The sequence below is a fragment of the Nocardioides albidus genome (genome assembly GCF_006335005.1).
Lineage (GTDB): Bacteria > Actinomycetota > Actinomycetes > Propionibacteriales > Nocardioidaceae > Nocardioides > Nocardioides albidus.
Genome location: NZ_VDMP01000022.1, coordinates 59,271 through 70,606 on the forward strand (window position 1 = coordinate 59,271; position 11,336 = coordinate 70,606).

General features: G+C 73.4%; 12 protein-coding genes. 9 read left to right on the plus strand and 3 right to left on the minus strand.

Annotation, left to right across the window (positions count from 1 at the left end; all coding sequences use genetic code 11):
* From FHP29_RS22185 to FHP29_RS09025, 3 genes are all read left to right on the plus strand, one after another.
* Window positions 1-484 (plus strand): hypothetical protein (locus FHP29_RS22185; protein ID WP_205013978.1); only part of this gene is annotated, 484 nt, incomplete at its 5' end.
* Window positions 481-2,391: a dioxygenase family protein gene (locus tag FHP29_RS09020; protein WP_205013980.1), complete on the plus strand. Its 1,911-nt coding sequence runs from the start codon at window positions 481-483 to the stop codon at window positions 2,389-2,391. The genes FHP29_RS22185 and FHP29_RS09020, both read left to right, overlap by 4 nt.
* Window positions 2,388-3,440 (plus strand): maleylacetate reductase, encoded by a 1,053-nt coding sequence (locus tag FHP29_RS09025; protein WP_205013982.1) that lies wholly within the window; start codon window positions 2,388-2,390, stop codon window positions 3,438-3,440. The genes FHP29_RS09020 and FHP29_RS09025 overlap by 4 nt, the downstream gene beginning before the upstream one ends.
* Here FHP29_RS09025 and FHP29_RS09030 read toward each other — a convergent pair.
* Window positions 3,437-4,330, minus strand: coding sequence for a serine protein kinase RIO (locus tag FHP29_RS09030; RefSeq protein WP_205013984.1), 894 nt, complete (start codon window positions 4,328-4,330; stop codon window positions 3,437-3,439). The two genes, FHP29_RS09025 and FHP29_RS09030, sit on opposite strands and share 4 nt — an antisense overlap.
* A 168-nt stretch (window positions 4,331-4,498) precedes the next feature.
* Between FHP29_RS09030 and FHP29_RS09035 the strand changes: the two genes are divergently transcribed.
* From FHP29_RS09035 to FHP29_RS09050, 5 genes are all read left to right on the plus strand, one after another.
* A complete protein-coding gene (locus tag FHP29_RS09035; RefSeq protein WP_158296526.1) occupies window positions 4,499-5,944 on the plus strand; it encodes a M1 family metallopeptidase in 1,446 nt (481 codons plus the stop codon).
* A gap of 153 nt (window positions 5,945-6,097) precedes the next feature.
* Window positions 6,098-6,268, plus strand: coding sequence for a hypothetical protein (locus FHP29_RS21650; protein ID WP_158296527.1), 171 nt, complete (start codon window positions 6,098-6,100; stop codon window positions 6,266-6,268).
* A 17-nt stretch (window positions 6,269-6,285) separates the two neighbouring features.
* Window positions 6,286-6,828: a PH domain-containing protein gene (locus FHP29_RS09040; RefSeq protein ID WP_240044413.1), complete on the plus strand. Its 543-nt coding sequence runs from the start codon at window positions 6,286-6,288 to the stop codon at window positions 6,826-6,828.
* 23 nt (window positions 6,829-6,851) lie between these two features.
* Window positions 6,852-7,820: a co-chaperone YbbN gene (locus FHP29_RS09045; RefSeq protein WP_139622540.1), complete on the plus strand. Its 969-nt coding sequence runs from the start codon at window positions 6,852-6,854 to the stop codon at window positions 7,818-7,820.
* Window positions 7,821-7,834: 14 nt separating this feature from the next.
* On the plus strand, window positions 7,835-8,566 hold the full coding sequence (locus tag FHP29_RS09050) for an EI24 domain-containing protein (RefSeq protein ID WP_139622541.1): 732 nt from the start codon (window positions 7,835-7,837) through the stop codon (window positions 8,564-8,566).
* Here FHP29_RS09050 and FHP29_RS09055 read toward each other — a convergent pair.
* On the minus strand, window positions 8,527-9,465 hold the full coding sequence (locus tag FHP29_RS09055; RefSeq protein ID WP_139622542.1) for a LysR family transcriptional regulator: 939 nt from the start codon (window positions 9,463-9,465) through the stop codon (window positions 8,527-8,529). The genes FHP29_RS09050 and FHP29_RS09055 overlap by 40 nt on opposite strands.
* Between FHP29_RS09055 and FHP29_RS09060 the strand changes: the two genes are divergently transcribed.
* Window positions 9,464-10,474, plus strand: coding sequence for an EamA family transporter (locus tag FHP29_RS09060; protein WP_240044414.1), 1,011 nt, complete (start codon window positions 9,464-9,466; stop codon window positions 10,472-10,474). The genes FHP29_RS09055 and FHP29_RS09060 overlap by 2 nt on opposite strands.
* On the opposite strand, the gene FHP29_RS09065 is transcribed toward FHP29_RS09060, so the two are convergent.
* Window positions 10,398-11,171 carry an NUDIX hydrolase gene (locus FHP29_RS09065; RefSeq protein ID WP_139622543.1) on the minus strand — a complete coding sequence of 258 codons (774 nt, stop codon included), beginning with the start codon at window positions 11,169-11,171 and terminating at the stop codon, window positions 10,398-10,400. The two genes, FHP29_RS09060 and FHP29_RS09065, sit on opposite strands and share 77 nt — an antisense overlap.
* Window positions 11,172-11,336 lie beyond the last annotated feature (165 nt).

Here is an 11,336-nt window from a genome sequence, read left to right on the forward strand (position 1 = left end):
GCTCGGCAAGGTCGCCAACACCCACGATCCGGCCGAGGCGGCTGCCCGCGACGAGGCGTTCCGGACCGGCAACGTGCCACCCCCGCCGCCGTTCCCGACCCTGGTCGCCGGTGTCGTCCACCACGACGAGGCCGGTGCGGTCAGCCCGCTCGCGGGCACCCTCACACCGCACGGCGTGGTCCGTCGCGGTGGCGACGAGGGACTCTTCGACGACGTCCTCGGACGTGGCTTCAGCCTGGTCACCGCAACGGCCGTGTCGCTCGACGCGGAGGACCTCGCGTTCCTCGATAGGCTCGACGTCGTGGCTGCCTCGCTCGACACCGTCGCCGATGTGGACGGCACCTACGCGACCTGGTTCTCCGAGCGCGGCGTCGAGGCGTTCATCGGTCGCCCGGACTACCACCTGTTCTGGGCGGGGGCGATCGCCGACCTGCCGGGCGCGCTCGGCCAGCTGCGCGAGCGGCTCGCCTGGGCCGTCGCGTGAGCGCCCCGGCCGACGTGCTCTGGCGATCGATGTCGCCGGAGCGGATGGTCGACGGCGGCGTCGCTCCGGCCGACGTGCCGCGGCTGCGGTCGGCGACCGACGCCGGCGTCGCCTGGGAGGAGGCGCTCGTCGCGATCGCCGAGGACCGTGCCGCACAGGCGGAGAAGGCCCTCGCTGCGGGGCACGTCGCCACGGCGCGGCAGGCCTTCCGCTGGTCGGCGGCGGCGCTGCTGTTCGCGCAGATGGCGTGGAACGACGACAGCGCCCACCGGTCGGCGCTCTACACGCGGTTCACCGAGACGGTCGGCCGGGCCGGCGCGCTCGCCGAGCCGGCGTGGGAGCACGTCGAGCTGCCGTTCGGGGAGGGCCGGCTCTTCGGCTGGCTGGTCCGTCCGACGGGAGACGCGCGGGGGACCGTGATCGTGCTCGGCGGGCAGAGCGGGTGGGGTGCGACCTACCTGCGGGCCGCCGACGCACTCCTCGACCGCGGCCTGGCGGCCTTCCTGGTCGAGGGACCGGGGCAGGGGGAGACCCGGATGCGCGGCGGCGTGCTGCTCGACGTCGACGTGCGGGCGGCATACTCCACCTTCGTCGACCACGTCCTCGCCGACCCGTCGCTCGGCGCCAGAGTCGGCATCTGGGGCAACAGCATGGGTGGCCTGTTCGCCGGTACGACGGCCGCGAGCGACCCACGCATCGGCGCCGTCTGCGTCAATGGCGCGCCTGCGCGCCCGCGGCTGCTGGGCTTGCGGACCTTCGACGAGCAGGCCGCGGCCATGCTCGGTGGCGCCGACGAGGCCGCCGTGCAGGCGAACTTCGATCGGATCGCGCTGCGAGATGGCGACCGCATCGCCGGCGCCGTCCTCGTCGTGCACGGCGGACAGGACCCGATCGTTTCGCGCGAGGAGCAGGAGCCCTTCCTGGACGCCGCGGCCGGCGAGGCGACACTGCGCGAGTGGGAGGACGGCGACCACACGATCTACCGCCACGGCGAGGAGCGCAACGCCGTCGTCGCGGACTGGTTCGCCGACCACCTCGCACCGGCGCGGACCACACTGCTGGACGAGGTCCGGGCGACCTTCGCCGCGACCCCGGAGCCGCGGACCCGCGCCGTGCTCGACGCGGTCACCCGGCACGTCCACGCGCTCGTCCGAGAGCTGCGGCCCACCCTCGCCGAGTGGGAGCAGGCGATCGACTTCCTCACCGCGGTGGGGCACACGTGCGACGACACCCGGCAGGAGTTCGTGCTGCTCTCCGACGTGCTGGGGGTCTCGATGCTCGTCGAGACGCTCAACGGCGGCGACCACGGCACGGAGAGCACCGTGCTCGGCCCGTTCCACATGACCGAGTCCCCGCGGCGTGCGCTGGGCGACTCGATCAGCGAGGTCGGGCTCGACCGGCCCGCCGTCGTCACCGGTGTGGTCGTCGACCTCGAGGGTCGTCCGGTCCCGGGCGCGAGCGTGGACGTGTGGCAGTGCGACGAGGACGGCTACTACGACGTGCAGCGGCCCGACGTACAGCCTCCGGGCAACGGGCGCGGGATGTTCGCGGCCGACGAGGACGGCGGCTTCTGGTTCCGCACCGTGGTGCCTTCGCACTACCCGATCCCCACCGACGGCCCGGTCGGCCGGCTGCTCGAGGCGAGCGAGCGGCATCCGTACCGGCCCGCCCACGTCCACCTCATCGTCGACGCCGTCGGCTTCGAGCCGCTGACCACGCATCTGTTCGTCGCCGACAGCCCCTACCTCGACAGCGACGCGGTGTTCGCGGTCAGGGAGAGCCTGGTCCGCGAGTTCGCGGTCGTCGACGACCCGGCCGAGGCGCAGCGGTACGGCGTGAGCGTGCCCTTCCGCCGGGCACACTTCGAGGTGCGGCTGGTCGGCCAGCGGGAAGAGGGGACAGCGTGACCGGCTTCGTCCATGACGCCCTGCCGATGCGGGTGGTCTTCGGCCCCGGTGCCGTCGAGCGCGTCGCCGAGGAGGTGGACCGGCTCGGCCTGCGCCGGGTGCTCGTGCTCTCCACGGCCCGGCAGGGTGCGCTCGCCGCGCTGGTGACGGATCTGCTGGCGCAGCGAGCCGCGGGGACCTTCGACGGCGCCCGGATGCACGTCCCGACCGCCACCGTCGCGGCCGCCCAGGACGTGGCTGCCGCAGTCGGCGCCGACGGCTGTCTCGCGATCGGCGGGGGCTCGACGATCGGCCTGGCCAAGGCCCTCTCGCTGCGACTGGGCCTGCCGTCGGTCGTCGTGCCGACGACGTACGCCGGCTCCGAGATGACGCCGGTCTGGGGTCTGACCGAGGACGGAAGGAAGACCACCGGCCGTGATCCGGTCGTGCTGCCGCGCTCGGTCGTCTACGACCCCGACCTCACCCATGTCCTGCCGGCCGCGGTGTCCGGGGCGAGCGGGCTCAACGCGATCGCCCACGCGGTCGAGGCGCTCTACGCGCCCAACGGCACGCCGGTGATCAGCGCGCTGGCCGAGCGCGGCGTGCGCGACCTTGCGACCGCGCTGCCGCGAGTCGTCGCGGACGGCTCGGACGGCGAGGCGCGCAGCCTGGCACTCGAGGGTGCCTGGCTGTGCGGCGCCTGCCTCGGCGCGACCACGATGGGCCTGCACCACAAGCTGTGCCACGTGCTCGGCGGCATGCTCGACCTCCCGCATGCCGAGACCCACGGGATCGTGCTGCCGCACGTCGCCGCGTTCAACCTCCCGGCCGCGCCCGACGCCGACGCGGTGCTGCGCCGGGCGCTCGGCGCCGACGACGTCCCGGCTGCGCTGCGCTCGCTCGCTGCCGCGGTCGGGGTGCCGGACGGGCTGCAGGCCCTGGGGGTGCGGCACGAGGACCTCGCCCGGGTCTCGGACGAGGTCCTCGCGGCGCCGTACAGCAACCCGGTCGTGCCGGCCCGAGCGGACCTCGAGGGGATCCTCGAGGCGGCCTGGCGAGGCAGCCGCTAGAACGCGTGCGCCATCAGCTCGCCGAACAGGTCCTGGCCGTCGACCTCGAGCCCGCGGCGCTGGAACCAGCTGCACACGTTGGTGCAGTCGCGCAGCAGGAAGTCGAAGCCCTGGGCGTTGCCGACGAGGTCGACGAGCTGGGGCAGGTCGATGATCACCAGCCGCTCGCCGGCCGCCAGGATGTTGTACGGCGACAGGTCGCCGTGCACCAGCCCGGACCGCACGAGGGTCCCCATCGCCAGGCGGAGCTGGTCGAAGTACGACTCCAGCAGGGCGCGGTCCGGTCGGGTCTGGGCCAGCCGGGGCGCGGTCTGCGTCCCGTCGGGGCCCTCGACGGTGATCCACTCCATGAGGATCTCGGTGCCGTCGATCTGCACCGGATAGGGCACGGGAAGGCCGAGCTCCCAGCAGCGGTTGAGCGCCGTCCACTCGGAGACCGCCCACTCGCCGGCGGCGACCTCGCGGCCGAAGGTGCTCTTGCGCTTGATCGCGCGCTCGTCGCGCGAGCGCTTCATGGAGCGACCCTCGGTGTAGGTCGCTGACCGGTGGAAGGTGCGGTGCTCGGGGGAGCGGTAGCGCTTCGCCGCCATCACGACGCTCTGGGTGGGATCGTGGGGGTCGGTCCGGTCGACCAGGTTGACGTCGGCCTCCTTGCCCGTCTTCAGGATGCCGAGATCGGTGTCGACGGCGCCCTGGGAGGTGACGACCCAGCCGGGGCGCGGCTCGGGGCCTCGGGACAGCGGCTCGACGTCGAGCCAGGTGGACCAGCGCTGGCCGGCGCCGAGGTCGTCGTACGCGGTGAACTCGAAGACGAAGAGCGGGTCGATGTCGGTCACATCGGAGGTGACATCGGAGGTGACATCAGAGGTGGAGGGGTTCTCCTGGAACAAGGTGGATCCTCGGGGTCGAGAGGGTGCGGACTGAGGGCAGGCCGACGACAGCGACCGACATGTCACGCTCCTCTCGACGGGTCCGCGTCGGGTCGCGGACGTACGCCCCCACGGTGGCGGATCCGGGTTCCGGTCGGCAACCGATTTTCCGCGGCGTACATTGAGCCGGTGCGCCGACTCGCTGCCATCGTGGCCCTGCTCAGCTGCCTGCCCGTGCTCGCGACGTCGGGCCTGCCGGTCGCCGAGGCGGCTGAGGATCGTGACGCCGGGGTGCGGGGCTCGGCCCGGGGGACCGACCCGTACTGGCCGCTCGACGGCAACGGCGGGACCGATGCCCAGCACTACGCCGTCAAGGTGCGCTACGACTTCGCGACGGGTCGGCTGAAGGGCCGCACCGCGATCACGATGCGGGCGACCACCGACCTGCGCTCGTTCTCCCTCGACCTGCTGCTGCCGGCCACTGCCGTGCGGGTCGACGGCCGCAAGGCGCGCTTCCGCACGGTCGGCCGGCACGAGCTGCGCGTCGTACCCAAGGCGCCCCTGGCCGCCGGCGCATCGTTCCGCGTCGTCGTGAGGTATGCCGGCAAGCCGGCCTCCTACCGCTACGCCGGCGAGCGCAACTGGCTGGCCAGCCGGACCGAGGTCGTCGCGATGAACCAGCCGCACATGGCGCCCTGGTGGTTCCCGTCCAACGACCACCCCAGCGACAAGGCGACCTTCGACGTGCGCGTGACGGTCCCGAAGGGGAAGAAGGTCGTCGGCAACGGCGTCCGCGTCGGACGCAAGGTCAGGCGCGGGCTCGCCACGACGCACTGGCGGATGAGCGACCCGATGGCGACCTATCTCGCCTTCTTCGCAGCCGGCCGCTATGTCGTCGACACCGGCACCACGGCCGCCGGCATCCCCTTCTACAACGCGGTCTCGCGAGGGCTCGAGCCGCGCACCCGCAAGAACGCGCGAGCCATGCTGAGCCGCACCGGCGCGATCACCGACTGGCTCCAGGCCAAGCTCGGCGCCTACCCGTTCGCCAGCACGGGCGGCCTGGTCACCGGGCTCGACGTCGGGTTCGCGCTGGAGAACCAGTCGCGGCCGACGTACGGCAGCTGGATCTACCCCAGCGTCATCGTCCACGAGCTCGCCCACCAGTGGTTCGGCGACAGCGTCGCGGTGCAGCGTTGGCGCGACATCTGGCTCAACGAGGGCTTCGCGACCTACCTGGAGGCGGAGTACGCCGCCGAGCACGGTGGTGAGAGCGTCCAGGCCTACCTCGACCGGATGTACCGCCGCACCTGCGACGAGCCCGCCTCCGACTTCTGGCGCCTCGACATCGCCGACCCCGGCCCGAAGCGCCTCTTCGCCGAGGCCGTCTACGACCGCGGAGCCATGGCGCTCGCCGCGCTGCGCAACGTGATCGGCGCCCAGACGCTCGGTGATCTGCTGTCCCGGTGGGTCGCCGAGCACCATGACGGCAACGCCACCGTCGAGCAGTTCCAGGCGCTCGCCGAGATCGTGTCCGGCAAGGAGCTCGACGCGTTCTTCCACACCTGGCTGCGCAGCGGCACCGTGCCCGCGCCCACCCTCGAGAACGGCCTCGCCGGCATCAGCTGCTCCTGACCCGCCTCCCAGCTCCCCGGGCCCCCGCACCCGCTGCCGCTCCCGCGCGGATTCCTGGGCGCGCCTGCCGTCGCAGCGAGCCCGGCTTTGGTACGAATGTGGGGATCTGCGCCCTCGAGTGGCGCACCCGCACACGGATGGAGACGCCCGCACATGGACGCCAAGAAGCTGATCGCGCTCGTGGTGATCGTGTTCCTCGGGTTCTGGATGTTCACCGACCCGGCCAGCCTGGCGGACACCTCGAAGTCCGCGGCCAGCGGCGGGTGGGACCTGACGACCGAGGCGTTCAGCGGGGTCATCGACTTCGTCGGCGCGATGGACTGATCCGCGGCCGCCGAGCCATGGTCCTCTCCTTCGTCTCCGGTGTGGGCGCTCGGATGGGCGACCCCCGGATCGGCAAGCACCTCCTGCGCGAGGAGGGGGAGGTCGTCGTCGACGAGGTGACCCACCACTGGTTCGCCTACGTCCGGCCGGGTCTGCTCACGGCGCTGGCTCTGGTCCTGCTGGTCGGCAGCTGGCTCGTCTCGGTCCACGTGGCCTGGTTCCTCATCATCGCGGCGGTCCTGCTCCTGGTGCGCGCCGGCTGGCTGGCTCTCGGGGTGGTCCGGGACCGCTTCGTGATCACCAACATGCGGGTCTTCCGGGTCCACGGCGTGCTGTCGCAGAGCCTGGCGACCATGCCGCTGAGCCGGATCCTCGACATCTCGGTGAAGAAGCCGCTGCACGGCCGCATCCTCGGCTTCGGCCACTTCTGCTTCGAGTCCGCCGCGCAGGAGCAGGGACTGCGCGACATCCGCTACGTCGGCCGGCCCGACGACCGCGACCTCGCGATCCAGCGCGTGGTCCAGCGGGCGGGACTGCGCGGCCCCCGCGTTCCCAACTGAGGGCGCTCCGTAGGATTGCGTCCATGACGCAGCAGCCGTTCTCCCGTCCCGGTGCGATCGACCTGTCCGCGCTGAAGCGCACCCCGCCGCCCGCCGGCGGCGGTGCCGGAGGCGCTCCGGGCGCGACGTCCGGCGGCGTGGGCGGCTCGACGTCGGCGTACTCCGTCGCGGTGGACGAGGCCAACTTCCAAGCGGTGCTCGAGGCGTCGATGACCGCGCCGGTCGTCCTGGTGTTCTCGTCGCCGTCGCAGTCGCCGGAGAGCGCGCAGCTGGCGCGCGACGTCGCCACCGTCGCCGACGAGTACGACGGCCGGTTCCTGGCCGCCAACGTCGACGTGGACGCGGTGCCGCAGATCGCCCAGGCCATGCAGATCCCGCAGGTGCCGCTGATGCTGGTCCTGCTCGACGGCCGGCCCGCGACCCAGCCGATCCCCGGCGCCGCGCCGATCGACGACATCCGGGCGCTGTTCAACCAGCTCGCCCAGCAGCTGACCGCGCAGGGCATCACCGGTCGCCACCAGCCCAACGCCTTCGGCGGCGCGCCGGGCGCGGCGGCGGGCGAGGGTGAGGAGCCGGACGTCGACCCGCGCTACGCGCCCGCCCAGGACGCGCTCGCCGACGGCGACATCGACCGCGCGGTCGCGGAGTACCAGAAGCTCGTCGACGGCAACCCCGCCGACCACGAGGCCGCCGCGGGGCTGGCGATGGCGAAGGTGCTGCAGCGCACCCAGGGCGTCGACCTCAATGCCGCGCGCGCGGCGGCGGCCGCGAACCCCGACGACGTCGACGCGCAGACCCTGGTCGCCGACCTCGACATGCTCGGCGGCCACGTCGAGGACGCCTTCGCGCGACTCGTCGAGCTGGTCCGGCGTACGGCGGGCAAGGACCGTGACCGCGCTCGCGACCACCTCGTGGGGCTGTTCGCCGCCGTCGGCAACGACGACCCGCGCGTCCTCAAGGGCCGTCAGGCCCTCGCCTCGGCCCTCTTCTGAGCCGGACCCGGCTGATGGGCTTCGGGCGCGGCGCGGGGTTCCTGCTGCGCGGGCTGCGCCTGTGGCGGGAGCGTCCGCGGCTGATGCTGCTCGGCATCGTGCCGGCGGTGATCGTCGCCGCGCTCGTGGCCACGGTCCTGGTGCTCGCGGTCCTCTACGTCGACGACCTGGTCGCCTGGGCGACGCCGTTCGCCGACGACTGGGACGGCTTCCTGCGCGGGCTGCTCCGCACCGCGCTCCACCTCCTCGTGCTGGCGGGCCTGGTGATGCTCTCGATCGTCACCTTCACCGGTCTCACCCTGGCCGTCGGCGACCCGTTCTACGAGCGGATCTGGAAGGCGGTCGAGGTCTCCCTCGGCGGCGAGGTCCCCGAGCGCGGTGTGGGGTGGGTCCGCGGCGCTCTCGACGGCCTGGTGCTGGTCGCGCTCGGCATCGCCACCGCGGTCGGCGTCTTCGTCATCGGGCTGCTGCCGGTGATCGGCACGATCGTCGGCGCGGTCCTCGGCCTGGTCGTCTCGGGGCGCCTGCTCGCCGGCGAGCTCGTCTCCCGCCCGCTCGAGGCCCGCGGCATGGATCGCGCCGCCCGGGCGGCCCTGATGCGCGAGCACCGCGGGGCGATGCTCGGCTTCGGGATCTGCGTCCAGGCCTGCTTCCTGATCCCGTTCGGCGGCATCCTGGTGATGCCGGCGGCGGTCGCCGGCGCGACCTATCTCGCCCGCGAGGCGCTGGACCGCAGCCCGCGCTGACCGAGCGCGTCGACGTCCGCGAACGCCGCCAGCACCGCCTGCACGGCCGGCGATGCCGCGATCGTGCGGCGGTGCAGGGCATCGACGAGACGGATCGGCTCCGGGTCTGCGACCGCGACGGCGACGAGGTCGTCGCCGAGGGGCGCTCGTCCCATCCGCGGGACGAGCGCGACGCCCAGGCCGGCGCGGACCATGGCCAGGTGGGACTCGAACTCCCCGGACACGTGGGCGATCCGCGGCGGACGCCCCGTGCCGTCGTACATCCGGGACAGCCACTGGCGGCAGATCGTGCCCTCCGGGGTGGCGATCCAGTCGACGTCGAGCAGGTCGTGCGGCGTGACCCGCGGGCGCCGGGCGAGCGGATCGTCGCGATGCACGACGAGATCGGCGACGTCACCGCGCAGGGGAGTGGTGGCGACGTGGTCGGGCACGGCGAGCGGTACGCCGCCCCACCGGTGGACGATGCCGAGCTCGATCTGGCCGGTGGCGACCAGGTCGACGACGTCCCACGGCTCGGCCTCGCGAAGGGTCAGGGTGAGGGCGGGGTGGGCGTCGCGGAGACTGCGTGCGATGGGGGCGACCAGGCCCCGCATCGCCGTGGAGAACGCGGCCAGCCGGATCCGGCCGGCGACGACACCGGCGCGCGCCTGCAGCGTGGCCTCGAGCTGCTCGAGGTCGGCGAGGACCTGCTCCCCGGCGTCGACGAGGTGCTGGCCGTGGCTGGTCAGCATCACTCCGCGTCCGACGCGCTCGAGCAGCGGGACGCCGGTCTGCCGCTCCAGCCGCTTGACCTGCTGGGAGATCGCGCTGGGGGTGTAGCCGGTCGCGGTGGCGGCGGCGACCACGGACCCGTAGGTGGCGACCGCCCGGAGGCCGGCGAGCGCGTCCAGATCGATCATGCAGCAACGCTACATGCTGTGGTGCAGTTCTGTTCGCTGGTGCTTCACGGTCGCGGCCGGGATGCTGGAGCACGTGAGCCGCCGCGACCAGTCCCTCGCCGCCCTGGTGGCCGTGATCTGGGGCTTCAACTTCGTCGTCATCGACTGGGGCATGGGCGAGGTCCCGCCGCTGCTGTTCCTCGCGGCGCGCTTCCTGGCCGTGGTGGTGCCGGCGGTCTTCCTCCTCGACCCGCCGCCGGTGCCCTGGCGCACGGTGGCCGCGGTGGGGGTCTTCATGTCGCTGGGCCAGTTCGCCTTCCTGTACGTCGCCATGGACGCCGGGATGCCGCCCGGACTGGCCGGTCTCGTGCTCCAGGCACAGGTCGTGCTGACCATCGTGCTGGCCGCCGGGGTGCTGCGCGAGCGGCCCACCCGCCCTCAGACCCTCGGCGTGGTGCTCGGGGTGATCGGGCTGGTCGTCGTGGGCGTGGGCCGCGGCGGTCACGTCCCCGGCCTCGCGCTCGCCCTCTGCCTGACGGCCGCGCTCATGTGGGCGATCGGCAACGTCGTGTCGCGGGCCTCGGGGGCCACGGGCGGGCTGTCGCTGACCGTGTGGTCGGCGCTCGTCGTACCGGTTCCGCTGGTGCTGCTCTCCCTGGTCCTCGACGGGCCGGGCGCCGTGGCCGACGGCGTGGGCGCGTTCGGCTGGCGGGCCGGGGTCTCGACGCTCTACACCGCGGGCCTGGCCTCCCTGGTGGGCTACGGGATCTTCAACGGACTGCTCTCCCGCAACCCGTCGGCGGCGGTGGTGCCGTGGATCCTGCTCGTCCCGCCGGTGGCGATCGGCTCCGCGTGGGCGCTGCTCGACGAGGTGCCCTCGTCGGGGGAGCTGATCGGGGGAGCGGTGCTGGTGCTCGGCGTGCTCGTGGCCCAGCGCCGCGGCCGAGTGAGGCTCAGCGACCCGACTCGGTGTACGCCGGACCCGTCCCGGCCAGGCTCGCCAGGGCGGCCCGCACCCGCCGCGCGGTGAAGTCCGCCGCGCGCTCGTCGATCTCGGCGAGGGTGAGGAAGTCGGCCGTCTTGATCTCACGCGCCTGAGGCACGACCTGCTGGACGATCGACGCCGGGTGCACCCCGCCGTCGAAGACGAGGCAGAGCGCGTCGTCCCAGCCGCCCCACGGCGGCAGCCAGTCGGTCAGGACCAGTCGCCCCGCCGCGATGGTGAGCGCGAGCTCCTCCTCGACCTCGCGGCTGACCGCCACGCGGGGGGACTCGCCGAGCTCGACCACGCCGCCGGGCAGGTCCCAGTCGGCCTTGTAGGTCAGGTTGCACATGAGCACCCGCGCCTCGCTGCCCTCACCGTCGCGCACCAGGATCTGGCTGATCCCGCGCTTGCGCGGCAGGAACGAGTTCAGCAGTGCCCGGAAGCCGCCCGGCTCGTGGACGGGGGTGTCGTCGACCAGGCGCGCGTAGACGACGACATCGCCCGTCCGGCCGCGCTGCACGCCCTCGCGCCGCAGCCCGGACCAGGTCGCGACCCGCTGGGCCTCGGCGTCGTCGACGGCGACCTTCACCTCCACGCGATCGTGGTCGGTCAGGGCGGCGGCCACCTCGCGGCGTACGACGTCCACGGCCGCCTGCCAGCCGCGCTCGGTGAGGTCGGCGGTCCAGGTCAGCCGCGCGATGCCGTCGTCGACCGTCCGGTGACTGATCTCGGGCTCGGGCACGACGGTCACCCTACGGGTGACCTCAACCAGAGCGTGGCGAGAGGGGGCACGACGAGATCGGCGTAGGCGGGCTGGCCGCCGGGCGCGCCGGACTCGAGCGGGCCGGCCTGCCGCGCGTGCACGACGCCGAGGTTGCCGACGCCGCTGCCGCCGTACGCCGACGCG

Bases quoted from the DNA above. Each gene is read 5' to 3' on its own strand.
- FHP29_RS09055 (WP_139622542.1), bottom strand. From the start codon at position 9,465: ATGATCGATCTGGACGCGCTCGCCGGCCTCCGGGCGGTCGCCACCTAC.
- FHP29_RS21650 (WP_158296527.1), top strand. From the start codon at position 6,098: ATGGACGCCAAGAAGCTGATCGCGCTCGTGGTGATCGTGTTCCTCGGG.
- FHP29_RS09050 (WP_139622541.1), top strand. From the start codon at position 7,835: ATGGGCTTCGGGCGCGGCGCGGGGTTCCTGCTGCGCGGGCTGCGCCTG.
- FHP29_RS09045 (WP_139622540.1), top strand. From the start codon at position 6,852: ATGACGCAGCAGCCGTTCTCCCGTCCCGGTGCGATCGACCTGTCCGCG.
- FHP29_RS09060 (WP_240044414.1), top strand. From the start codon at position 9,464: ATGCAGCAACGCTACATGCTGTGGTGCAGTTCTGTTCGCTGGTGCTTC.
- FHP29_RS09040 (WP_240044413.1), top strand. From the start codon at position 6,286: ATGGTCCTCTCCTTCGTCTCCGGTGTGGGCGCTCGGATGGGCGACCCC.